Source organism: Arcanobacterium phocae, from assembly GCF_018913465.1.
Lineage (GTDB): Bacteria > Actinomycetota > Actinomycetes > Actinomycetales > Actinomycetaceae > Arcanobacterium > Arcanobacterium phocae_A.
Genome location: NZ_JABAPM010000005.1, coordinates 80,877 through 106,616 on the forward strand (window position 1 = coordinate 80,877; position 25,740 = coordinate 106,616).

General features: G+C 49.2%; 19 protein-coding genes, 1 tRNA gene and 1 riboswitch. Of the genes, 6 read left to right on the top strand and 14 right to left on the bottom strand.

What is annotated here, in order from left to right; all coding sequences use genetic code 11:
- Positions 1–51 precede the first annotated feature (51 nt).
- From KSO86_RS07205 to KSO86_RS07215, 3 genes are all read right to left on the bottom strand, one after another.
- Positions 52–1,533: a DUF8426 domain-containing protein gene (locus KSO86_RS07205; protein WP_216432006.1), complete on the bottom strand. Its 1,482-nt coding sequence runs from the start codon at positions 1,531–1,533 to the stop codon at positions 52–54.
- A gap of 1,784 nt (positions 1,534–3,317) precedes the next feature.
- Entirely contained in the window at positions 3,318–4,523 is a 1,206-nt protein-coding gene (locus KSO86_RS07210; protein WP_216432008.1) for a DUF6287 domain-containing protein, read from the bottom strand.
- A gap of 91 nt (positions 4,524–4,614) precedes the next feature.
- A tRNA-Pro gene (locus tag KSO86_RS07215) sits at positions 4,615–4,688 on the bottom strand.
- Between the two features lie 130 nt (positions 4,689–4,818).
- Between KSO86_RS07215 and pepN the strand changes: the two genes are divergently transcribed.
- The 5 genes from pepN to KSO86_RS07240 all read left to right on the top strand — a co-directional run bounded on the left by pepN (position 4,819) and on the right by KSO86_RS07240 (position 9,928).
- Entirely contained in the window at positions 4,819–7,350 is a 2,532-nt protein-coding gene (pepN, locus tag KSO86_RS07220) for an aminopeptidase N (RefSeq protein WP_216432010.1), read from the top strand.
- Positions 7,351–7,428: 78 nt separating this feature from the next.
- On the top strand, positions 7,429–7,881 hold the full coding sequence (locus KSO86_RS07225) for an FHA domain-containing protein (RefSeq protein ID WP_216379388.1): 453 nt from the start codon (positions 7,429–7,431) through the stop codon (positions 7,879–7,881).
- Positions 7,878–8,633 (top strand): transcriptional regulator FtsR, encoded by a 756-nt coding sequence (gene ftsR, locus KSO86_RS07230; RefSeq protein WP_216379315.1) that lies wholly within the window; start codon positions 7,878–7,880, stop codon positions 8,631–8,633. The genes KSO86_RS07225 and ftsR overlap by 4 nt, the downstream gene beginning before the upstream one ends.
- Before the next feature lie 172 nt (positions 8,634–8,805).
- On the top strand, positions 8,806–9,321 hold the full coding sequence (locus KSO86_RS07235; protein WP_091282676.1) for a MerR family transcriptional regulator: 516 nt from the start codon (positions 8,806–8,808) through the stop codon (positions 9,319–9,321).
- Positions 9,322–9,571: 250 nt separating this feature from the next.
- Positions 9,572–9,928, top strand: a complete 357-nt coding sequence (locus tag KSO86_RS07240; RefSeq protein WP_216379314.1) for an RNA polymerase-binding protein RbpA — start codon at positions 9,572–9,574, stop codon at positions 9,926–9,928.
- Between the two features lie 22 nt (positions 9,929–9,950).
- Here KSO86_RS07240 and lnt read toward each other — a convergent pair whose 3' ends face one another.
- The 4 genes from lnt to KSO86_RS07260 all read right to left on the bottom strand — a co-directional run bounded on the left by lnt (position 9,951) and on the right by KSO86_RS07260 (position 16,093).
- The gene (gene lnt / locus KSO86_RS07245; protein WP_216379313.1) at positions 9,951–11,459 is read right to left on the bottom strand and encodes an apolipoprotein N-acyltransferase; all 1,509 of its coding nucleotides are present in this window, start codon (positions 11,457–11,459) and stop codon (positions 9,951–9,953) included.
- A gap of 229 nt (positions 11,460–11,688) precedes the next feature.
- Complete coding sequence (locus KSO86_RS08710; protein ID WP_216379312.1) at positions 11,689–14,286, bottom strand: DEAD/DEAH box helicase; 2,598 nt, start codon at positions 14,284–14,286, stop codon at positions 11,689–11,691.
- Between the two features lie 9 nt (positions 14,287–14,295).
- Positions 14,296–15,201, bottom strand: coding sequence for a helix-turn-helix transcriptional regulator (locus tag KSO86_RS07255; RefSeq protein WP_216379311.1), 906 nt, complete (start codon positions 15,199–15,201; stop codon positions 14,296–14,298).
- Positions 15,188–16,093, bottom strand: coding sequence for a helix-turn-helix transcriptional regulator (locus KSO86_RS07260; protein WP_216379310.1), 906 nt, complete (start codon positions 16,091–16,093; stop codon positions 15,188–15,190). The genes KSO86_RS07255 and KSO86_RS07260 overlap by 14 nt, the downstream gene beginning before the upstream one ends.
- A 30-nt stretch (positions 16,094–16,123) precedes the next feature.
- Between KSO86_RS07260 and KSO86_RS07265 the strand changes: the two genes are divergently transcribed.
- Positions 16,124–17,233, top strand: a complete 1,110-nt coding sequence (locus KSO86_RS07265) for a DUF3866 family protein (RefSeq protein ID WP_366493593.1) — start codon at positions 16,124–16,126, stop codon at positions 17,231–17,233.
- 3 nt (positions 17,234–17,236) lie between these two features.
- On the opposite strand, the gene KSO86_RS07270 is transcribed toward KSO86_RS07265, so the two are convergent.
- From KSO86_RS07270 to metK, 7 genes are all read right to left on the bottom strand, one after another.
- Positions 17,237–18,253: an ABC transporter substrate-binding protein gene (locus KSO86_RS07270; RefSeq protein WP_216379309.1), complete on the bottom strand. Its 1,017-nt coding sequence runs from the start codon at positions 18,251–18,253 to the stop codon at positions 17,237–17,239.
- Between the two features lie 11 nt (positions 18,254–18,264).
- A complete protein-coding gene (locus tag KSO86_RS07275) occupies positions 18,265–19,017 on the bottom strand; it encodes an ABC transporter permease (protein ID WP_091281474.1) in 753 nt (250 codons plus the stop codon).
- A 57-nt stretch (positions 19,018–19,074) separates the two neighbouring features.
- A riboswitch (FMN riboswitch) is annotated at positions 19,075–19,193 on the bottom strand.
- A gap of 45 nt (positions 19,194–19,238) precedes the next feature.
- The gene (gene rpe, locus KSO86_RS07280; RefSeq protein ID WP_091281475.1) at positions 19,239–19,901 is read right to left on the bottom strand and encodes a ribulose-phosphate 3-epimerase; all 663 of its coding nucleotides are present in this window, start codon (positions 19,899–19,901) and stop codon (positions 19,239–19,241) included.
- Between the two features lie 36 nt (positions 19,902–19,937).
- Positions 19,938–21,395: a transcription antitermination factor NusB gene (locus KSO86_RS08715; protein ID WP_216379308.1), complete on the bottom strand. Its 1,458-nt coding sequence runs from the start codon at positions 21,393–21,395 to the stop codon at positions 19,938–19,940.
- The gene (gene fmt, locus KSO86_RS07290) at positions 21,392–22,318 is read right to left on the bottom strand and encodes a methionyl-tRNA formyltransferase (protein ID WP_216379307.1); all 927 of its coding nucleotides are present in this window, start codon (positions 22,316–22,318) and stop codon (positions 21,392–21,394) included. Before fmt ends, KSO86_RS08715 begins: the two co-directional genes overlap by 4 nt.
- Positions 22,319–22,358: 40 nt before the next feature.
- A complete protein-coding gene (locus KSO86_RS07295; protein WP_216379306.1) occupies positions 22,359–24,431 on the bottom strand; it encodes a primosomal protein N' family DNA-binding protein in 2,073 nt (690 codons plus the stop codon).
- 89 nt (positions 24,432–24,520) lie between these two features.
- The gene (gene metK, locus KSO86_RS07300; RefSeq protein WP_216379305.1) at positions 24,521–25,720 is read right to left on the bottom strand and encodes a methionine adenosyltransferase; all 1,200 of its coding nucleotides are present in this window, start codon (positions 25,718–25,720) and stop codon (positions 24,521–24,523) included.
- Between the last annotated feature and the right edge of the window lie 20 nt (positions 25,721–25,740).

Here is a 25,740-nt window from a genome sequence, read left to right on the forward strand (position 1 = left end):
TAGTGTGAGGGGCAAATTTTCAGCCCCTCACACCTAAGGCAAACGCAGAAGTCACTCGTCGTCATCATCGTCAGCGCCATCTAAAGCTCTGACCACTCGCAACATTTGCCGAATTTCTTCACGCTTCGATTCCTCAATTGGATCTTGGGACCAGTGAGCTAGTTCATTCCGTATCTCGCGTATTCTATCAAGCATGTCTGTAAACATGTCTTGTGGCACACTATTCCAACCGAAAAGTTCCCATTGTTGCTGATTTTTTAGATTATTTACATAATATCCAAGAGACGGATTACTACGTGACGATTGCCCTGTCTCCAACTCGGACAGGACTTTCTGTTTATACTGTCTTCTAATTCGTAATTCTATTTCCTCTATCTGCGAAAGTGGTTCTCTTTCTTTTCCGAAGAAATCCGTTAAATCACTAGCAGTTACAATGCCAGAAAGATCATTATTATCACCTAGAACAAGTACAAATCCACGATCAGAGATTTCTTCTACCTTACTCTGTAAATCATTATGCAGATATACGAGTGGAGTATCCGCTTCCATCACATCTTTTACAAGCTTTGGGTCACTATTAGACAGGCTATTACAAATTGATCTCCATGAAATGGTACCGCGTAGTGCGCCTTCATCAAGAACGGGTAGCTGTGAGAAGTTATATCTCATCATCAAGAACATCGCTTCCTTGAGCAAGGTTTCTTGTGAGACCGATATTACATTAGTCGTTGCGCTTGGAATAACAGAAAATGTAAATTTCGTAAACTGCGAAGATTTGGATTCTTCATGCTGATCCTCCTTAAGGCTCTCTGCTGCATGAGAATTTAACGTTTTGATTCCAATAAGAGAATCTAGAGTGCCTTCTGCTATCGGCGATACTGTAGTTAAATCATTATCTGTGAGGACAGACTCTATATCAGCAATAGCACTTGGACTACGTCGCTCTAAATTAAATATTTCCAAAAGACTCCGAATAGGAATTTCAACTGGCACACTTTCTTTTAAGGATTTAATAGTATACTGATCGTCCCCACCGCGACCAGCATCCATCCCCCCGAGAGACACGGCTAGTAATCGTTTATACGCGTTAACCCTACCGATACGAGCCACTGTAAGCAAAGTCCCGAGCGATTGCCTTAAGTCTGGTTTAATTCTATTTTTATCAACTCCTTTATCCTTCCATTCAACTTTTCTGGAGTGTCGAAAACCACTTATATCATCACTTTCGTCATATATATATTCCCCTGAGACTATCCCTATTGCGTACTTGTCTAAATTCTTGAGTGGCAGGACTATTAGGTCACCAATCTGCATTTCGTTTTTAAATTTATTCAACTGCCCCGCCCAGTTGCCGATTAAATGATTGCTTTCCTCCGGGAAGGAATTTCTGACAATATCCCTTACCTCGTCAAAACTTCGAGCCTGTGAAATATCACCAACTCCGGGCCAGTTAACGTAAATCCTACCCGAATTAAGAGAATTCTCTTCGTTTTCGCCCGCACCGCCAGCTCTAACCACCCATGCATTTTCCATATTTACATCCTTGTTTAGCAGAATAATAGAAACAATTAAACTATACACTACAAAATGCGCTATTTCCTCGTAATAGAGATTACAACTATTATATTTTAAAAGAGAAGATCACCTAAGGAGCTATAACGTGAACTATACCGTTAAGTCGGCCAATTGAGTAAACTAAGGGCAAATAGAACCGTCAAGTCACTAACCAAGCAGCACTTCTGTGCGACTATAGAATTTTGCTATAGTTAATTAGGAAGTGGGAATAATGTCCACTTTCGTTAATGTATGCTAAATTGATTGGTACGATAGTTAATCCGGCCCGTAATAATAGTGCTGAGGTTGCGCTCTAACGAATACTAAGACCTTTTAAACATTTACTTGCCACTAGATGCGATGAAAAGCTCGAAGATCGCCTGTTGCAACTCTTTAAGCGAATTCCAAAATCTACAATACGTAACACATAATTGAGATGCCCTAGGTTTGCTTCCTAGTCGTTTACTCCAGCTCCTATTAGCTTTGGAAGTGTCAGCGTCATTTTCTGTCTCGAGCGGGAAACAATGGTTGAGACGACTGGGTTCCGTCACAGGCAGTCCACTCAAAAAAGTCAAGATCTCAATATCAAGTACATCGCACCACTTGCGAGTGCGGATTAGCGCGTTCCCCTATGAGCCATCGACTATCTTAGCCAACGCACTACAGTAACAATCCCAAACTATTCTTCTCGATGGTGCAATAATCACATCCGATACCCACTCATTATAAACGAGTTAACACGTACTAGCGATCATCATCGGAATAGTGTACTAGCCTTCTTGTTTCACTCGTCCTGACGATCGCTTTGTGAACTGCTGCGTACCAAGACTTCAGTGCTCATGAAATCCACACCGACCTTTCCATAATCTTGCGTAAGACTACGTCAGTAACGAAAGTAGCAGATACATGGCTTTGAAAGGCGTCCATCTAGGTTATATCTGCAAACCCACAACCGGCATGATCTACTGGCGCGAAACTCCCAACAAATAGGGCTCAGACCGGTCTATTTCAGCTCTCCTTGACAAGGCGCGATCAGCAACCCGGGCTTTAGCTCTTACCCGATTGTTCCACTCAGCACGCGAGTCTGAATGTCTGTCCCCTGTAATCTTGAACTCAGCTAGGACAAGCGTATATCATTTTTCAATCCCTATGCCCAGGAAAGTGCCGAATCCTCACTTACTTTGGGCAGTTAACATCACACGCATGAACTCAATAGAAAAACGATACCTACACTAATCAACCAACTGGATCATTTTCAACAGTTAAGTTCCAGTTCCGATGTGAAAAGGTCGAAGTTGTCTTCGAGAACTTGTTTGTATCGTGCAACTCCTAGTTTTCTCACTGTAGCCTTGAATGCAATACAATCAGATCTTCTTTAGTTCCAGAATTCCGACTTGCCTGTCTGGTTCTCGAGCTCACTGGGAAGCCGAGCATAGCGAGACCAGTAGTTTCAGAGCCACATTCTAGCACGTAACATTCATTGAGAGTCCCTCTGCGATAATCCGATCCGTTGTCTCTTTATCATATTTCGTAAACATAGCCCAAACTTCCTCGTCCACCTAACGGAAAAGCCCAGCATACTTCGCATCAAGAGTTTTATGCCAATAACCCGCAAGCCCTCGCGTATTTGAACTCGCTAACCGCCCCCACCCACTACGACAACTAACTTGAACGAATCTAAGTGACGCACAATTTCGCTACATTGAACTATGTGCTCTGCAAACACGGTGATTCTTGATAGTTCCGACGAAAACTCATGGAAATCAGTACGCTTCGAAGTGTTCTCGGCTCATGAATGCTCCGTGACCAGTTTCCTCATTCCAACAGCTAAGTCCGCTTTCTTCCGATGCACAAACAAAGTTTCCAAAATATAATACTTGACCATAGTTAAGAATTTGTGGTTTACTCCCGGGCTCGCAATATCCTTCCATATAGCAAAAACCATCATGTTTAGCTCCACCATATTCAGGAATCATATCGCCGTAGCCAAAAGAAATAATCGGGGAACCACCATGCACCGGATCTATATTTATTGGCTGGACTGGAGGATTATCTTTCCATGAAGAAACATTGCAATTCATAAGGTCGGGTTCATTATCAGTAACAATAATGTCGCATCCAATATTTTTACTCGGGGTAACAAAGGACGCAGTCTTCATCCCTCCATATGGAGACTCAATTACTGACTCAGCTGGCTGCGCATTAGCTGGACGCGGTCCGCCTGCTAACACAGAAGAATGTTCCGATGGCGGATTATTGCGTGCTTCCGCCTGTGATGAGCCGGAACTGACGGCATTTTCTCGCACTGCAACATATGGAGTGACATCCACCGGCGTTAATCGACCAACTCCAATGCCCGCAAGCATCACAATACGATCATTATCGGGGTCTAAACCGATGGAACTATTAACCAAAGGATTGTCTGGTTGAGTATTCTTAGGGATCAAAATGAGAGCAGTACCGTGCACCGCACCGGACTCTGCTGGAGGCCATTGTAATGAGACGCTATTGCTATCGTGATGTACAAAGGCGGTACGGTTGTCGTCATTGACTTCGGGCGGCAATTGAGACGACTGCGTTGTTACGGTTAATCCGTCAAGTTCCAGATAGAGCGTATGATCCTCATACCAACGCAGGATATTACCGCTAATTACAATTTCGCGTCCTTGTTTTCCAATCCACCGTCCCTGGGCAGATGAAAAGTCTCCCTTTGCTAATGCTTCAGAGTCAAAGACACGAGCTTCTGGATCGGTTGGTTGGCCATCATTCTCGACCTTTACTGGTTCTCTTTGTAATGAGTTACTTTCCTTGTCACCATCTCGAGAAGAAACTGAGTTTAGCCAGACAGCTAGAGCTGAACAAGCAACCAATACCGCCAGGATTGCCAACAACAAATTTCGTATAGTATTAGGGCTACTTTGACTGCTAGGAGACACCGGCGCGCTCCCAGCTGGTTGTTGGGTTGGCATCCTATATCACTTCCTTACTAGGGATTCTGCCAAGAAATATAGTAAAACCGGCTCCACCAGTTTTCGTTGTGGTGGAGCCGTTTTCTCTATGTCGGGCTAGCGGGATTTGAACCCACGACCCCTTGACCCCCAGTCAAGTGCGCTACCAAACTGCGCTATAGCCCGGTCGCTTAAATGCAACGTTTCAAGATTACAACACAGACCGGTTCTACGCCAATGACACGCCTGAGAAAACCACGATATCGTCGTCGTCAATAATTAGGTTCCCAGCCATGGCAGTGGCAGAATGGGATGTATGAATACCGAAAATCTCTCTCGTTCCGAAGCTCGTGCGCGCTCTGAAGCCCTTGAGGTCACTAAACATATTATTGACCTCAACGTAACGGAGGCGCCGGCACAAACAGATACGTTTACAGTTACGTCGCGCATCGATATCACTGTGCGCAAGCCGATCGAAACATTCGTTGACTTTATCGGTACTCAAGCGCGTCTAAGCATCGATGGGGAAGCAGTTGATCCACGATTCGACGGCGCGCGCGTTTACCTGCCCAAGCTACAACCAGGCACTCACCGACTCACTATTGACGGCGTGGGACAGTACTCAACCACCGGGGAAGGTTTACACCGTTTCCGCGACCCGCAAGATGGCCAGACCTACCTCTACACGCAATTCGAGCCGGCAGACGCACGTCGAGTATTCCCTAACTTCGAGCAGCCAGATTTGAAAACTCACTTCCATATTTCTATCGCGGCCCCGGCTGAATGGACTATATTATCCAACAGCGTAGAAAATCATCGCCAGGCCATCGGCGCAAACTCGCTCGGAACTGAATGCGTTGAAGTCACTTTCGTACCAACGCAACGGCAATCTACATATTTAACAGCTTTCATCGCCGGACCATACACCGCTTTCCGCGACACCGCTGACACTGCTCAAGGAACAATTGATCTCGGTTTCTATTGCCGGGCAACCTTAGCGGAGCATTTTGACTTAGAAGATATCTCCACTGTAACGAAGCAGGGTCTCAACACCTTCCCGGCCGCATTCGGGTGCGAATATCCATGGGGCAAATATGATTCGGTATTCGTACCAGAGTACAACTTAGGCGCCATGGAAAATCCAGGCTGCGTTACTTTCTCCGAAGATCACTACATTTTCCAGGGCCTAGCAACCCGTGCTCAACGCGCAACCCGCGCAAACACAATCCTGCACGAAATGTCGCACATGTGGTTTGGCGACTACACCACACCAGTATGGTGGGACGATCTGTGGCTCAAGGAATCGTTTGCCGAATTTATGGGTGCGTGGGCGAGTGCTAAAGCAACTCAGTACACCGAAGCCTGGGTTGATTTCGCTGGGGCTCGGCTCAATTGGGCGTTGCGCACCGACCAGCTCCCAACAACCCATCCGATCGTGGCCGACATCCCAGACCTAGAAGCGGCTGACCAAGCATTTGACGGTATTACCTACGCCAAGGGTGCCGCTGTGTTGCGCCAGCTCGTGACGTTCGTGGGCGAAGATAAGTTCTTTGCCGGGCTACGTGAGTACTTTGCTCAGCATTCTTTTGCTAACGCGACTTTGGACGATCTTCTTACGGCTCTCGAATCCTCATCAGGGCGCGATCTACATGAGTGGGCTGATGAATGGTTGCACACCACCGGCGTTTCCACCGTGATGGTTGAGCGCACTACGGAAGGTGCACGATTGTCCCAGATCGGAACCGACAGCGTATCTGGACAGCCGATTCGTCGCCCTCACCGGATCCGCGTATCTGGTTTTGCGCTCACCGATGGCATCTTACAACGGGTTTCTTCGTACGACGTCGATCTGCGCGACTCCGTCGTCGTCTCCTGGAATGAGATCGGGGGAGAAGACGTCGATCTTATTTTGCCGAACGATGATGCCCTGTCCTATCTGAAAGTAGCATTCGATGCGCGTTCACTCGACTCAGCGTTGCATAACAAGATCGGTGAACCACTGTCACGTTCCGTGGTCTCGGGACAGCTGTGGCAAATGGTGTACGACGGCTTACTACAGCCCGGAAGCTACGCGGCCTTTGTTGCCCGCGAGCCGCTATTATCCTCAGCTTCGTTGTTATCGCAACGCACTATGTCCGTCATGCAGGCAATGCGTTATTTCCTTGCCGGACGCAAACGCGATGAGTCACTTAATGAATTCTTCGATATTGCGCTAGCAGCACGCGCGCAAGCAGCAGAGGGCTCGGATCCATTCACAATCTGGACTCGCACCCTTGCCACCATTGGCGCGATGTTGCCACACCGCGATGCTGATATTGTCAAGACGTTGAAGGAAACGAGCGATACCGATCTGCGATGGATGCTTCTGACGGCGCGGGCTGCATCAGGTGCAATTGATGCGGCAGAACTGGATGCTGAACTTGAACGTACCGGCACAGCGTCCGACGTCGTCGCGCATCTACGCGCACTGGCTTCACGCCCAGGAACACGTCAGGAGACGCTCGACAAACTCCTCAATACTAAGCTCTCCAATGATCATCTGTCTGCTCTGATTGATGGGTTTACGCAGTATCTCCATGCTGATGAAGCACGCACTGCTTTGCCTGATTATTTCGATCGGATCGAGGATATCTGGCGCACACAGTCCCAAGAATTGGCTGAACGGCTTATCTACGGTTTATATCCGCACTCCGATCTAGAGCCAGGAACACTCCCAGAAAATAATGCAGATATTCAGGTTGCTACAGAATGGCTAGACAAAGCTTCGCAAGCCCCTGCCGCACTTCGTAAAATCATCCTAGATAAACGTGACTTCCATATCCGTTCGTTACGCAATCAAGCACACTGAGATTATTCATCTGGGAATGACTCTAGGAACAAACCTAAGCTAAGATATGTTATATAAATGTGACACAAGGAGAAGATGATGGATAACGAGTTCAACACCCGAGATCAGTGGCAAGATCCAACTGCGACGTCACGATTCAGTGCTATCTCGCAGCATCCTGATGCTCCACTTGCTGGCCGTGGCCTAGACGCCGAAGACATTGCAACCATCAATGCATTACCGGAGTCGTCTGCTATTCTTATCGCATTGAACGGACCAAATGTTGGCGCACGTTTTTTGCTCAACGCTGATAACGTTCTTGTCGGTCGTCACATTAAGGCTGATATCTTCCTTGATGACGTTACTGTTTCGCGTAAACACGCTCTCTTCGCCCGTACACCAGAAGGTTTCGTAGTGCGTGATCAAAACTCGCTTAACGGCACGTACGTCAACATGAAGCAGGTTGATGAAGCGGCTCTGTGCGATGGGGATGAAGTTCGTATTGGCAAATACCAGCTTACTTTCTATAGCTCACCAAAGGCGGCTCAATGAGCGCTGATAGAGCACAGCATTCTGAACTTTCGCCGGCTACAACATTATCGTGGCCGCAGGATGTTTCGCATGAGGGAACCTTAAAAATTGGGGAGGTTATTGATTTACTTTCTCGCGAGTTCCCGTTTCTGGCTGCATCAAAAATTCGCTATTTTGAGTCCCAGAACTTGATTGAGCCGCAGCGCACTGCCTCTAATCAGAGGTTGTTTTCGCTGGCCGACGTCGAACGCTTACGTTTCATTCTTATTGAACAGCGCGATCGCTATGTAGCGTTGCCGCAGATCAAAGAGATGCTACGTCAACTTGATATGGGCGAGGGGAGTGCAGATCATCCTGGCAGAATGCGAGCAGTAGGTGAGAACGAAGTTTCTAAGCCGAGTCCCGGAACACGTTTGCATATCCATGAACTTGCAGCATTAGTTGGTGCTTCGTATTCAGATATTGAGCGTTTGATTGATGCGAAGGTTCTAACACCTGATTCACGCGGCAGGCTGACAGCGCAGGCAGTGGATATTGTTCGATATGTCCTGTTATTAGAAGAGAAGGGGATGGATATTCGTCAATTGCGTGCTGTTCGTCATTCCGCTCATTCTCACGCAGCTCACGTGGTTTCAATGCTTGCTACCGAGCGGGCGAAGAACACTCCACTGGCGAAAGAGCGAGTTATTGCAGAATCTGGTGAATTTGCAACATTAATTACAAACTTCTATCGAGCATTATTGCTGGAAAGTATAGACGTCGAGCTCCGATAACCAAAAGTTCAAGGAGAACTTGAGACACGGCACAGCGACACGCCGAAAAAACTTCAAGGATGTCGTTGGCAAATGCCTCGCAGAGGAATAGTCTATAAGAAGTAACATTCCATGAGGAGGGTCCGTGACTGACGGAACTGCACACAGCACACACCCACAGCGTGCACAACAAATGCTGTTCGGGGACACATTGCCAGATCTTGACACTGAAACAGGTTACCGAGGTCCGGCGGTATGCCGAGCTATCGGCATTACTTATCGACAGTTAGACCATTGGGCACGTACTGGGGTAGTTGAACCGTCAATCCAAAATGCACTTGGCTCTGGGTCACAGCGTTTGTATTCGTTCCGTGACGTGCTTGTTCTCAAGATCGTTAAGCGGTTGCTAGATACCGGCGTTTCGTTGCAACAGATTCGCGTAGCAATAACACAGCTTGCTGAATATGGTGTTGATGATCTTTCATCAGTGACATTAATGTCCGACGGCGCATCGGTTTACTTGTGCACATCAAACGATGAAGTCATTGATCTGATCAATGGCGGCCAGGGAGTATTCGGTATTGCGCTAGGCAAGGTATGGCGCGAAGTTGAAGGTTCGCTGAGTGAAATTCCAACGATGCGCGCACACGATGAAGTTGTTGACGAACTTGCTGCTCGGCGCAAAGCACGGCTCGCTTCCGCAAACTAATGGCGTTCAGAAATACCTCAGCACACGGAGTGCTGGGGTATTTCTTTTTGTTGGCACACGTGTCAACAGGTAAAGCAATAAACAAGTGTAAGAGGAGTGGGAAACAACTATCAATATTCCCACCCATTTAATTTGACATAATGTACATTATCGGATCATCGCTACAACTGATATCGCGCCCTATCAAGCATTAAATACCCCTCTTGTACCGCCTGATAAACTATATTCAACAATCTCTGAAAGGCTAATAATGGTAGAACGTTCGTTACGCGGAATGAAAATCGGCGCTAACTCACTCGAATCAGATATCGGCGTAGCGCTAGTCGAACGCCATGACGAAACATACTTGTGTGAACGTGGACATCGCTTCACAGTGACCCTTGCACAGGATGCCGAAGTCCCAGCCACCTGGGAATGCAGATGCGGCGCTGAAGCGAAACTAGTTGGTGACCACGGCGAAGATGGTGAAGAAAAAGTTGTTAAACCAGCTCGTACTCACTGGGATATGCTCTTGGAACGACGCTCTGAAGAAGAACTACAAGTCTTGTTAAACGAACGGCTTGAGTTACTACGCACTGGTCGTCTTTATTCTCGTCGGCATTCGTAATTCATTACGCCGGCGCAGCATCCTAGCGATTATTGCGCCGGCGTGAAAAACCCGCTAATACAAACGTGAGAACTGCCAGTATATGACCACAGTAGTAGCGATATGTTGCTGTGCGCGTTGCAAAAGTTAGCTCGTGCCGAAGCATTACTGGCAGCGTGACTGCATGTTGTTCAGCCAATTTCGTTGTATATCTGACCACTCCATTCGGATCTATTAAACCACTAACACCAGTAGTTGACACTTGGATGGCGCTCCTGCCATGCTCGACCGCTCGAAAGCGTGTCATCTCAAACTGCTGGTACGGCTCTCCAGAATCCCCAAATGATGCATTATTCGTTGGAACAACGATAATATCTGCCGGTGCAGAATTTCCCATCACACCAGCAGCAACGATGTCATCATAAGCAACCTCAAAGCAAATTGGAGTAGCCATACGCAACTCGCCAGTAGCCGTGGTAACAGCCAACTGCGCCAAGCTCTCCCCTGGCAGCATGTCAATGTGAACTTGTTCGATCAGCTCTGCGGTAGTGTTTGAGAGGTCGGATAAGAATGATCGTAGCGGAATATACTCGCCAAATGGTACTGGATGCTGTTTTGAATATCGCGCGGTAATGGAACCGCTTGGCTCAACAACGAGATAATCATTGTATCTGCCATTATCCAGATACTGTTGCGTTCCTAAAACGATTGGTACGCCCAACTGGTGGGACATCTCGTTGATGAGTTCTTGGGCTTCTGGGTCTGTTCTAATGTCTCTATCGGACGTCGACTCTGGGAAGACGACGAGATCTGCTTTATTGAGAGTTCTTGCCATCTGAGCGTGATTACGTGTCACTTGTAGTGCTCTGAGCCATCCATCCGGAATCTCAGTTTTTGTAGGCGAGTTTCCTTGAACAATACCAACGTTAACGGTTGCTTCTGGTTTACCGCCGATCGGCGAAAACAACGGTGCGCAAAAAAGCAGGCATGCCAAAGCAAGCGAAGAAGCCGCTCGATACGGATTCTTTCTAAGCGTGCAAATGGAACTTGCTATCAAAATTGATACTGCGCTCACTGCTAATGCAACTAATAACGTGGATCCGATGGGTGCTAAACGAATAAATGGACTGTCGTTCATTGCGAAGGCAATCTTCCCCCATGGCATGCCGCCAAATGGCATTATCCCGCGAAGATGTTCGATACTAGCCCACGCTACGGCACCACTAATCCACGCATAAATATGGGGTAAATAAGAGATTTGACTCCAAACCACCGAAAGAACAACTAGGAACAGAGATTGGCTCACTGCGAGAGCTATCAAAGCCAACGTGGAATTAGCTGATGTTGCTGCCCAATCTAGGTGCGGTATAAAAAAGCACAAGCCCCATAGAAATCCGAAGATTATTGAACGCGGAATAGTCGTTCGATAAACGCTGATCCATAGCGTTCCAAGGGACAGAAAAACTAGTGGCCACCACGATACTGGAGCTTGTGCTAGCCACATGAGCAATCCACTACCACTGGCAAGCACAGCACGTATTAGAAAAGACATCCGATTCTCCACACTCTGAGTATAGGCAAAGGCTCCCATCCGCGAACCTCGGACCGACCGTTAGAGTCGTTTTCTATCGAACGCAAATGAGAGCCTTGCTTACATCTGAAGTGTATAAGCATCAGCCTAATTGACAAGATTACTGACATCCAACTTCAACAAGTTGTCAAATTTTACTGTTATCAGTTTCGCCCTAATTCCCAATACTGTGCCATATTTCACACATAACTTAGTTCCAGTCCCAGCGGCGCAATAGTTCTCGTGCTTGATATGCCTTCTCCCCTAACCAGATATCTTTGCCGATCTCAACCAGCTGTCCCAAAATATCAATTAACCGTCGATTAGCATTGATCAAATCGCCCACAGCTACCTTAGAAAGACTGACAGCGGTTTCCAAATCAGCTCCGCTTGCCAACAAGGTAAAGGCATCGATTCCGCCTGACGTTGGTATCCCCGTGCGAACGATCCCAGCTGCCGATTCGCGGCTAACCAAATCTTCCATGTTAGCCTCGATGCGTCGCCATGCAGCTCTCAGCTGAGGATTGCCGGGCGCCCGGGAAGAAAAGCGACGATCGCACAACAATGCAGAGCATATTCCGGCAAATTGAGCGGGCGATAGTTGCTCGAAAATAGGCTCAGACATACACATGACCGTCAACGCATCTGCTTCGCTGTGAATACCACGGAGCAGTGCTCCCCCAGGTCCAAGCCGCACTTGCCCCTCTTTGACGTGGAGATAACCTAATTTAGTGAGCACGCTGAGCGTAGCATCGAATTCTCGTGCTACGGACCCGTCATACGAGTCGCGTAACTCCATCAGCTCACGGCGTCGATCCATCAAGGTAACATACTGCGCAGCTTGTCGCTGATGTACAGCGCGATCCGGACATGAATGAACCGGGTGTGCCTCTACTATAGGAGTGGCGTTCACTGCGTATTTGTCCCAGGACTTTTGCAGATCTTCGTCAAGCCCTAGATCTACTCGTTCTTCAACTGCAGCGTTAATCGCCACCGCAAAATCTTCACGTACTCGCCAGTCTCGAATCGAACGTCCGAACGGTACATCGATAAACCCAATCTCGCGCATTTGCGAGGACAAATCATCTTGCCGCAACCAGAAAAGATCACCGTAGACATCAATAATCCGGATTCGTCGACCGGATACAGATAGCGCAATTCCATAATTCACGTCGCCATCAACCGCAAATGCATAAAGCATTCCCGTCACCACGTTATTCCACGAGTCTTGGATATCACGTTTGTACGCTTCTTTGGCGCGCCGACGTTGCGCCTTAGACGCCCGCCCGGCAGCTTTCAACACTGTCACATAGTCTGTCACTGAGCCGTGCTCGCATATCCCGTCCAGCTCGTGTTCCTCGGTCGCTAGTCGAGCTTCAACCCGCGCCAGTTTTGCTTCAATCTCACCTAAATCCGCATTTTTCTGATACTGCGCAAAAGAACGTCCCATAATGGCACGGGCTTCATCGATGCTGTGGTAGCTCAGCAGATTGACCACGGTGTTATATGAGGGGAAGAACTTCGAAACCAGCGGATCTACATGTCCCGAACCGATATGCGCTAGATAGTCCACATCTAGTTCTGGAGTTGCCACGACGACGGCGTTACCGTGCGTATCCTTACCGCGTCGCCCAGCTCGGCCAATCAATTGGGTATATTCCGTGGCTGAGAGCGGAACGAAATCTTCGCCGTTCCATTTGATGAGATCTTCAATAACAACGGTCCGTACCGGCATATCGATCCCTAGAGCAAGCGTCCCCGTGGCATACACCAGTTTCAGGAGGCCCGCATCCATGAGTTGTTCTGCGAGTTCCTTTAACGCAGGAAACATACCGGCATGGTGAGCTGTGTATCCGCGGCTCATCGCCTTCGCCCAAAATCCTAACCGAATTGTTCGAGCGTCAGTACTACTCAGATTTTTCCGAAGTATATCGGTACGACGCCGGATCTCAGCCGCCTCAGCTTTGGATGTTAGAACTACATCAGCATCCAGCAAATCGGAGACTGCGGTATCACATCCTTTACGCGAAAACACAAAATGGATCACAGGAAGCATATCGCGTTCGCTTAATGTGCGTAATACCTTCCGACGTCGTCCAGCAGCATTGCCACGACGTCGTCGCGGATCAGATGGCTGGCGATTATTCGAAACGTACGCAACCGTGCCATCAGATTCGAACAACGGGACTAGCGATCGGTTGGTCGCAACAAACTGTTCTAACGGCACTGGACGTACCGTACTTGTTACGATTTCAGTAGTTCCACGAATAGAGCGAAGCCAGCTTGCAAACTCGTCAATATTCGCTACGGTTGCCGAAAGCGATACGAGCCGAACCGAACGCGGCAACTGCAGAATGACTTCTTCCCATACCGGACCACGAAATGGATCACCAAGGAAATGGACTTCGTCCAACACCACGTAACCGATATCATCGACGTCGGAATCGCGGGTGAGCAGCATATTGCGAACGACCTCGGTGGTAACCACGAGGATTTGCGCATCCCGATTGATCACCACGTCACCGGTAATCAGACCGACATATTCTTCGCCATAGCGCTGCTGTAAATCCTTAAACTTCTGGTTCGATAACGCCTTAATCGGAGCTGTGTAGATACACCGCGAGGAGGTCGCTAATGCGCACTCAACAGCACATTCGGCAACAACAGTTTTACCGGCCCCCGTAGGCGCACTAACAAAAACGTCTTTTCCCCGAGCGAGAGCGTTTAGCGCCTGAAGCTGAAAGTCATCAAGGAAAATCCCCCGATCAGCATATTGATCGACGATATGTTTAACAACAAGATCTAACACAGATTAACCCTAAACTTTCTCAATACGTTCTACAGTTGGCCCGAGCCGAACAAGCAACGATAACAGCCACTGTTCTGAGCGTACCGGTAATTCAATAACGTCGTAGTCATCCTCCTGGCGAAGAGTTGCCCCCGGTACTTCTTCTGCTACCCAGCGTGCCCCAGAGTGACACCATAGCTGAATATGATAGCCCTCGACCTCAGTATCTTTTTCAGCTGTAGATTTCATTCGGCGCGCAAAGCGAGCCGAAATACGGTCATCACACAGTTGCGCATCTGATATCCGGTCAAACCGATACCGCCGGACCTCGCCTGCCTCATTTGCCGCGATAAGTAAAGGGTACGGAACATAGGAAATATCAACAGGCGAAACAATAACAGTCGACATATATGGCTGATCTTTTCCACGCTTCCAATAATCTATAGCGATCTTGTGCTGCGTGGCCAACGCCTCGTGCACGGCATCGAGAACTACTGGTGGAGCTTGTAACTGCGGAGCAGGCCATAAGACAGAACCATAGCCGTGCGCCTCAACAGCCTCAGCAATGCGCTCGCGGACGGCAGCAAGTGCCTCCGCCTCATATCGCGAGGACGAGGACATAGCCACGTCCGTCGCTCCCAGTAATGCCACTACCTCTGGTAAAGACAGCCCGGACAACGGCTCACTGTCAATTTGAGAAACCCGTACCAACGAGTCGACAGATACGTCTTCGTCGTCGATCCAGACGTCGAAAGGCGTTTCAAAAAATGAACCGGCAACCAGCTCCACCGTCGATAGTTGCGCAATTTCTTGCGCCATATCCTGCCACGATATCCCGAACCGGTCTGCTAATTCGCCCACTGTAACGTTAGGCTCGCGTAGCAAAAAATCCGCAAGAGCACGCTTGCGGGCTAATGATAGATCACCGAAGCTCATCGAGAACCTCCTGCGCATGGGCTAACCGATCAGCGATATCGTCGCGTAGCCATTCCGGTTCTAGAACGTCAACCGCCGAGCCGTGGAAAACGATGTCGTCGATCATATCCCAACGATCAACCGCTAAGAACTCCACGATAACACCACCGTTACGACGGCCAACAATACGGCCACGGCGAGCTAACGGCATCGCCGGATCGGAAACAAAAAGCCGGACATCAATCGTATTGAGGTCAGAATCAATAGTTGGTTGCTGGTCATAGAGAAAGCCAGATTCGAGAACTCGAACTGAACCGATAACGCGGGTAAGTCTAAACGTTCGTACGTCGCCATCCGCTTTAGACTTATTTCGTTGAACAACTGCCCCAGAGACGTAAAAGGCACCAAAATGTACTTCAATGCGCCACGGCTCAATCACATAACGGGCTGGTGAGCCTTGCCGAGAATAATTGAATCGAATCTGACGCCGCGTCACAATAGCTTGAGCCACATCAACAACGCTGTCCCCCACGGGGACCTTGATCCGATATGGATTAATAGCACCAGAAACTAGCCCATTCCCCAGTGCTTTTGTTGCGCCGAACTGAGCGAATGCCTCAACGTTATTCCGCCGTTTGGTGCCTAGGACTCTCCGCAACGCGCCTACATCAACTCCAGACAAATCAATAGGGATAGTCCCGGACTTATCGAGCTGGTAGCGATACTGAGAATCCACCACAATCACGTTTCCAGATTGTCGGAGTATCTGAATATCGCGCTCAATCATGCGTTGTAAGGCAATTCCTGAGTGCTCACGATATGCCGGAAGCTCAGCAATGCGGGCAGCCGAAACTGCCGAGCGAGACAACAAAGTGAGAAGAGTAAAACGACGTTCTTCAGCAGACGTAGGCATACTCCTACTCTAGTGCACTATGGTTAAGACATGATGATCTACAGACAAGGCGTTATTCTCACACTTCGTCGCAGCTGGAGTGCGGCGGCCGAATATCTCGTACAACTAGATGACGGACGCGAAGTCAAAGCATTAGGTTATGTACCAATCGTCGGTGAGTTATCAGCCGGCGATCGGGTTATTTTATCTGCCTCCGCCTATGAACGTGGGTTGGGCACCGGTGGATATATGATGATCGTCCTAGCCCCTGAACACTTGCCTGCAGATCCCCCGCCGCAGCCGGGTCACATCGTTAAAGCTCGCTATCTGCCGCAACAGTTCATGGTACAAGGGGTTGATGAACAAGAATCTCCGCACCATGATCTACTGGAAAACGCCGATTCGATTGACAGTATGCCCGTCGTCGTAGCTGACCTACATTCTGCGCTACCTGCAATTACTATCGGTATTCGCTCACGTAAGCCAGAAGCCCGAATCGCCTACATTATGACCGACGGTGGTGCACTACCAGCATGGTTCTCTATGGCAGCCGCTGGTTTACGCCAAGAAGGACATATCGTAGGCACGATCACGTGCGGTCAAGCTTTTGGCGGTGACTTAGAAGCAGTCAATGTACACAGTGCACTCTTAGCTGCCCGGCACGTCTGGCAAGCAGACATAGCCATCGTGGCACAGGGACCCGGAAACCTTGGAACTGGAACGCGTTGGGGATTCTCTGGAGTCGCCTGCGGCGATGCCCTGAACGCTGTCGAAACTTTAGGCGGAATTCCAATTGCGTGCGTACGGATGTCGAATGCCGATCAACGCGGACGACACTACGGAGTTTCACACCATACGCTGCGAGTCCTGCGTGATGTCGTAAAGGTCAATTGCTATGTGCCACTTCCCCAGTCCACCACTTTGCCTAAGGATCTGATTCCGCGATCCTGGTTTGACGTCGTCGATGCTCAAACCCGCGAACTGGAATCATATCGGCATGTCACACTCGCTAGCGTAAACTGTGACGGTTTATACGAGGCTCTGACACATTCGCCAGTTGGTTTGCGCACAATGGGCCGCACACTGGATGAGGACGTTTCATCCTTCATCGCAGCAGCGGCCGCTGGTCGTTATGCTACTGGTATGATCCAGCCAGATTGATGACTACTTGTTTGCAGAGCTGAGTTTAACAACCTCAGCGGTGAATGTGCTTAGTGGTGGTACTGCTTTGTCAACAATCCCAGATTCAGCTAAGAAAGTGCTCATCTTTTCCCATAGCTGAGAATCTTGGTGACCAAATTCGCTGTCGCTGGTATACAACTTGAGGGTGGCATCAAAAACTTTACGGCCCAACGCACGTTGATCTGGGTCTGTTAGAGGTGGAACATGCTTAGCAATAATATCCATTGCAGCATCAGGATCCTTTATTGATTCGTTGACACCACGTTCGATCGCAGACAGCACACGAGCATAGACTTGTGGATTAAGATTCGACTTCAACGATCCTAAGCCCACTCCTACTAGTGGCATCTGGCCGCCTTTAACCATCGGAATTTCGACGACGTCGAGACCAGCGTTTTCTATCGCAATTGAATCATTGTTATTAAAGCCGATGATAGCGTCAACTTGGTGACCAGCCATTGCAGCTGCTTGCGTGTAACCGATGTATTCCACGGTCATCTTGTCTTTCAGGCCGTAGCTTTCTTCCATTGCCAGCAGGCTGTAATAGTTTTCGCCATACGGACCAGGAAGCCCAACTTTTTTGCCAACCAAATCAGCTGGCGTTTTAATCCCTGAATCGGCTGTCGTAATCAGCGTCACCGGATATTTCTGATAGAGCGTCGCCCAGTTAACAACATCAAGACCTTGAGTCCTGGCTTGCATCATTTCGGTAGCCCCAGCAAAAACAACGTCTTCTTCTCCAGCCTCAAGCGCTCCGAAGAGGGCTTCTTGTGCACCGTGATGCCGCAAGGTTACATCCAGGCCTTCGTCTGCAAAATATCCTTTATCCAGTGCCACGTAGAGCGGTCCAAACTGTACATCGGGAATGTATGTCAGTCCGATGGTCACTTTATCGGGCTCAGTGTTTTTTGGTTGAGCTTGCTCAGCAGGTGCTTGACTGCAGCCAGTCATAATTAACGCAGCAGTGACTGCGCTGATGAGGGCTAATAATTTTTTCATGGTGCTTCCTTTTATGAAACTATGGCAAGCACACGGGTTTCAACAGCCCGTAATGCGAGATATATGCCAACAGCTAGCAGAGCCAATAATGTGATTGTGGCAAACATTCCTGGCGCATCAGTTAGGTGTTGCGCAGTGGATAATTCGATACCGAGTCCCCGTTGCCCACCGATGACAAATTCGCCAACGACTGCCCCGGTTACTGACAGCGTAAAACCGGTACGGACACCAGCGAGAATTCCGGGCAATGCAAGTGGAAACTCAATATCCTTCATTAGCCGAATACCATGCGCACCGTCTAACCTAGCGGCATCAATAATGTCTGTGTCTACGTCGCGAACACCTACTGCGGTATTGATAATGATGGGGAAAATAACCATCAAAATACATAAGATCACAATCGGCGTCGTTCCGTATCCGACCCACAAAACTAGTAACGGCGCAAAAGCAACTGCAGGAATTGCTTGTGACGCAGCCAGATATGGCTCTAAAGCAGCGCTGAATGGCGCAAAATGGGTAATGCCAAAGCCTACGGGAATGCCGATAAGCGCAGCTATAAGAGATCCAATAACTGCGACATGTAGCGTTTGCCAAGCTGACGATAACAAGTATCCGTCATTTAGCCCGTGGATAAGACGGACAAAGACATCGCTCGGATCGGGCAACGCAAACGTACTAACGAGTTCAAAATAGGAAACGCATAGCCACAGCACAAGAAGTAGTATCGCAACCGCTAGCGGCGCAATAACTCTATTGCCTCGCATATCTTCCTTCCCCAGTAGGCACCGGGGATAACGCAAATACACCTCATTGAGGCATCCACGTTGCTCCTACCATCCGGACTTTAACCGTCGGTTTGGGAATTCCACCCAATCAACCACTTTCGTGGGTCGCGGACTATAACCGCCGGTTCAGACTTACACTGACCCCGGAGCACGTAACTACTATTATTCCACGTTTCTCGTTTAAGAGCCAATAGCTATGCTCAGTGAACGTGCGCTGAAGCAAGGGAACGTAATGCATCAATCTCCGCATGCGTATCTGGTGATCGATACACCGCTGAACCAGCAACAAATGTATCTGCTCCAGCTTTAGCAGCGTGCTCGATGGTAGAACGTGATACTCCGCCATCAACCTGAATCCATACGTCTAAACCAGATTTGCGCACTGCTTCACGAGTCCGTTCCACCTTAGGCATCATCGACTTAATGAAAGATTGCCCGCCAAATCCTGGTTCTACGGTCATGATCAGAATCATGTCGAACTCATCTAAAATTTCCAGATACGGCTCGATTGCAGTTGCTGGTTTTACTGCGAGTCCTGCCCTAGCTCCCATTGCCCGCAACTCGCGAGCTAGACGTAACGGTGCCTGAGCAGCCTCCGCATGGAACGTCACCGATTGTGCACCAGCTTCAACGAATGTAGGCGCCCAGCGGTCGGGATCTTCAATCATCAAATGAGTATCAATCGGAATCGGAGATACGCGAGAAATAGCTTCCACAATTGGTGCGCCCATGGTCAGATTTGGCACAAAGTGGTTGTCCATCACGTCAACATGCGCCCAATCGGCATTCGAGATTTTGTCTAGTTCAGCTGTTAACTGCGAGAAGTCACAGTTCAAGATTGACGGGCTGATTCGGATTCCCATAATATCTCCATTATTCGGTGAGCAGGTCTAAGCGGATTATGACGAATAGGGTTGTTTTGCAATAAGGCTAAGGAACATTGCATCCGAGTTATGAATATCCGGCCAGAGTTGAAGTTCCCCGTTACTGCCAGATAGTTCAACCAGCGACTCCCCAGATGCGATCGCTGGTGTATCTAGTTTGACCGCGTCCGGATGGTTTGCCATAAATTCCTCAACTATTGCTGATGTTTCAGTCAAATACGGCGAGCAGGTTGAGTAGCCGAGTACTCCGCCAGACCGTAATGCTTTCCATCCAGCTTCCAGTAGTTCAGCTTGAATGACTGCCAGATCCAGAGCATCTCCGGCTTGTTTACGCCAACGAGCTTCAGGACGACGTCGTAACGCACCAATACCGGTACACGGCACATCGATCAGGATACGAGCATAACCGTTGGTCGGCACTAGATCCGTGTGTTCCGGCGAACCGAAATCTCGCCCATCTCCCTGGCGAACAGAGACAATATCGTCCCATGGCTGAATCGAATCAAGCACAAGCACTAGCCGATGCGGATGAAGCTCATTGGCATGGATCTGGCTACCGCGGTCCACTGCCAACGCAGCTAACGTCGCAGTTTTACCGCCTGGACCAGCACACATATCAAGCCAGATATCGTCTTCTGTCTCAATAGGGGCACCAGCTAGCGCACGAGCAACAAGCTGCGAGCCTTCATCTTGCACCCCCGCAAGTCGATCCTTAACCGCAAATACCCGGTAAGGATCGCCGCCATGCAAAACGACAGAGGAGTCGACCAACTGGCCTTCAGCAGACCCCATGTGGCCACGAGAAATGTCTTCACGCAGGTCTTCTACGCTGATACCGCGAGCAGCAAGGGTCACAGCCGCTGGGGTGTTATCAGCTTCGAGAACCCGCAGAATGTCCTTATGCGCTCTACCGTGATGGCGCAAGGCTTTATCGAGAGCACGCACGATCCACTGCGGATGCGAATACCATGTAGACAAGAAAGCAACTGTATTAACTTTGCCTCCAGCATCCGCCTTGAGCTGCTCTTTCCACTGAGCTAGCGAGCGTTCGCTTACTCGTCGTAGAACAGCGTTAACAAAACCAGCAACGCCCTGCGACAACTCATTGCGAGCAATCACAACTGTTTCGTTAATTGCGGCATGCGCCGGGGTACTAAAATCCAGCAACTGGTGGGCCCCCATGCGAAGCAACACACGAACTGCACTATCAAGATCCGCAATCGAACGATCACTAATGCAATGGGAAAGTATGGCATCCCATCGTCCTTGCAGACGCAAAGTGCCGTAGCAGAGATTAGTCGCATAAGCTGCATCCTGCTTGTTCAGATGAGCACGACGAATTTCACGAGGCAAAACTAGATTAGCGTATGCCTCTTCTTCTTCAACTGCCATGAGCACATCAAAAACGACGAGCCGGGCACGATCAGATTTACCACGTCCGGGTTTCCAATTTGTTGGGCGGTGCGAGTTCACTCGTGATCATCTCCCGTTTCAAAAGCTGGATCGTCATCATTTAAGCCACGAGCCCAGGCTGTTGCCAGCATGGTCTTCTTCCCTGCTGGAGTAACTGTGGTGAGCTCGATCGCAGTTGTTGATGTTCCAACAAGTATCTGCTTGCCAATGACGATCTTGCCAGGTTCTATTCCGTCCACTGACGTTATTCGAACCTGACCAAGCTTAATTCGTTGACCGTTATAGCGAGTCCACGGACCAGGCTCAGGAGTATAGCCACGAATACGAGAATCAATCACGTGGGCCGGCATGGTGAAGTCGACCCGCGAATGTTTCGTCGATAACTGTGGCGCTAAGGTAACATCGCCTTGCTGCACGTGCGATTGTGCTGTGCCAGACTCTAAGGATTGGAATACCCGCGCAAGCTGATGAGCACCGGAATCCGAAAGAATATCCAACAGTTCGCCGGCGGTATGATTACCGATTTCGTGTTCTTCAACGTCATAAATTGGACCAGTATCAAGACCAGCCTCAATCTGGAATACTGATGTGCCAGTAACGGTATCGCCCGCTGCTATCGCATACTGAACCGGTGCTGCCCCACGCCAACGTGGCAATAAAGAATAATGCAAATTTATCCAGCCATGGGTTGGCAGTTGAAGCAGATTTTGCGGAATCAACAATCCGTAGGCAACGACGGCGATCGCTTCCGGAGCAAGTGCCGTGAGTTGTTCTTCAATATCGTCACCGCGTAACGATCTCGGTGTCAAAACCGGAATGCCGAGTTGCTCGGCAACCTGATGGACTGGTGATTGGGTTAAAATTTTCTTCCGCCCCACTGGAGCCGGGGCCCGAGTGAGCACAGCAACAACCTCATGATCTTCCATAAGCCGATGCAAAGACGGTAAGGCAGTAGCAGGAGTTCCAGCAAAAATAATACGCACGTCGCTATTTTATCTTTCTTTAGTAAGTAACCTCAATGGTTCACACTGATGTGTCCATCTTGATAATGATTCGGCCGAGTTTATTCAGTGATACGTTTCGATAAGCGCGAGACAGTATCTCTGTAATAACTGATCTATCATGCTCGGGAAATGACAGATACAACTGCCTATCTCCATCTTGTTCGCCTGGATAAGGCCCAACAATTCGCATTCCAGGGATAAGCTCCTCAGCACCTGTTCCTAATAATACGGCAAGCGACTGTTGTTGGCTGGCTAATCCAGCGTCCCCAGCTAACGCCTGTACAATCGCCAAAAAATGACGCAATGCATCAATTGATCCCGTCACCTGAGCCCAGACATATGCCGGCGGTAACGATAATTCTTCGCGTTCCCGCAAGGCACGTGTTCCCCACCCATGCATATCCCAATTCTTTACCGTAAGTAGCAGTGAAGCAGGAACATCGCCAACGACGAGCAACTGGCCACCAGCAACGGACGGCTGAATCGTCGTCGAAATATGTGCAAGTTTGCGCAGGAAATGGACCTCAGCATCCAAGCTTTCAGAGCGCAACATGAATCCCGCATCTAATACAATTCCAGCCGCATATCCATGTTCTGGTTTCGGAATCTGTCCTGGGGTCGAAATGACGATTCGGTGTTCCGCGCTGGACGGCGAAAATGACTCGCCTACACCAGCGACATGAATTGGAGTATCACGAAAAGCGCGACCAATTTCGTGCGCCGTGCGATGCGAACCAATACGAGCTGGCTTAAGACGATGACTGTGACAGTGGCGGCAAGTGAAATCAGCAATAAGAGTACCGCAGCGAGAACAGCGCGGTGGCTGATCTGGACCAGAAATCGTCAACGTTCCGTCACAGACATGACACGTAGCGAGTTCCCGACATCGCGCACATGCGATGATGGGAATATAGCCAGTGCGCGGAACAATAATAGCTACATCTCCGCGTTCCAGCCCAGCACGTGCAACAGTGAAAACCGACGACGGCATCCGCGACCAGTGCTCACCTTCATAGGCTAACGAAGATGCAGGCAGTACCTGAGGTCCCGCACTGCGGTCACGCCTCGCCTGCGGAACAATCGCCTGCATGTGCGTCGTCGTCATATACGCTAATTCAACTGATGGCCCATAATTCAAAGCGAGGAAACTACAATCTGCTACTGAGCTACGTAACGCGAGTAAATCGCGAGTATGAATATACGGGCTATGGGGCTCGATATGTGCACGATGATGATCATCTAAAAGAGCAACCAAACCAAGATTTTGAACTGGCATCCAGGCCGCGCTACGGGTCCCAATGACGAGCTTCGTCACACCAGATTTGATCTCTAAAAACTGGCGATAACGTTCTTCAGGATTCTGCTCCGAAAGTACGGTCGCGACACGAATACCTAGTGAACGCGCTAGCGCTGATGCATACGTTTTTGCTTGTTGAGCAGTCGGAACAACAAAAATTGCTCCTTGTCCCTGGCTAAGCACCGTCCGCAAGGGTTGCTCAATAGTATCAAGTACGCGATCAATACTTCGCATATAAATAACAGCTTGAGACGAGTGTGCAGAGCGCAAATTTTCCAAAAAATCTAGGCCACCGGTATAGGCGTCCCACGGATAGGTCTGCTCGTTGTTTACAGCTGTTGACTGGACATACTCAGTTTCTAAAAAATTCTTCTCGGCTCGTGCATGGCGCTGTGGAATAGCGAGCCGTAAACAGCTTGACACTGACGATGCTTGACGCCGAGACACTAACTGCGCCAACTTATAGACCATTGGGTCAAGCACTGGATGCGGAGAAACCACCCGACGCAACGGCCGGAGAGTCGAAACATATTCTGTACTATCTGTACGATCAACAATAAATCCTTGTACCCGGCCAGATCCAAAATCAACCATGACTCGACTACCAACCGCGACATCAGCAAACTTTTCCGGAATCTCATAATCGAACAACGAGTCACCATGAACATGCGGTGAATCCACAACAACGCGCGCAACAGGTTTCGGAACGCCAGAAGTAATCGTTACCGAATGACGTTCTAGGTGCAACAATTCATTTTGCTGTGAATACTCAGGTAAAGAAAACAAGTCGCTCATAATTAATAGTCAATCATATGCCTCCACCATCATGATGTAAACAGATTGATGCACCTAGCGAAGGCTAGGTGCATCAACAAAACATCTCATTACAGCAGTCCAGCAGCCGCCCGTAACTGCTCAACGCGATCAGTCTTTTCCCACGTAAACTCGGGCAATTCGCGACCAAAATGGCCATAGTTTGAGGTGAGCGCATATATCGGACGCAGGAGGTCAAGGTCTTTGATAATGGCAGCTGGGCGCAGATCGAACACGCTCTTTACTGCAGCAGAGATAACGTTCTCAGCGACCTTATTTGTTCCAAATGTTTCTACCCGAATAGAGACTGGGCGAGCTTTTCCGATCGCATAGGCAACCTGAACCTCACACCGGTCAGCAAGACCCGCAGCAACAACATTCTTCGCTACCCAACGGGCAGCATACGATGCAGATCGATCAACTTTCGATGGGTCTTTACCAGAGAAAGCACCGCCACCGTGCCGCGCCATACCACCATATGTATCGACGATAATCTTGCGCCCGGTAACACCAGCGTCTCCCATCGGACCACCAATTTCAAACCGGCCCGAAGGATTGACCAAGAACTGAACATTCTCGTAGGATACATGTCCAGCATGCTCAGCCAAAACTGGACGAATAACATGTTCAATGACCGCCTCTTGGATGTCACGCAACGTAATATCCGGGTCATGCTGAGTCGACACAACAATCGTATCGATACTTACTGGGACTACACCATCATAATTAACAGTGACCTGAGTTTTACCATCCGGGCGTAACCCAGCGACGATGCCTTGTTTACGAACAAAAGTGAGTCGCTCAGATAACCGATGCGCCAAGAAAATTGGTAGTGGCATTAAGGTCGCCGTCTCATTGGATGCGTAACCAAACATGAGGCCTTGGTCTCCCGCACCCTGCCGATCAAGTTCGTCGGTTTCCTCGCCGGAACGAACTTCGAGTGAGGTATCCACTGATCCAGCGATGTCCGGCGACTGCTGATCAATTGAGACAGAAATACCGCACGAGGCACCGTCAAAACCAATTTGCGACGAAGTGTAGCCGATATCTTTAATCGCGGCGCGCGCAATATCCAGAATTTCAACATAGCCTTCAGTGGTCACTTCACCTGCCACGTGAACAAGTCCCGTCGTCACCATAGTCTCAACAGCTACTCGCGATTGAGGGTCCTGAGCCAACAGGGCGTCAAGGATTGAATCAGCGATTTTGTCGCATACTTTGTCTGGATGACCTTCGGTCACCGATTCCGAAGTAAAAGGCTGTAGCGTCATTCGAGTGTTCTTTCTTCCTT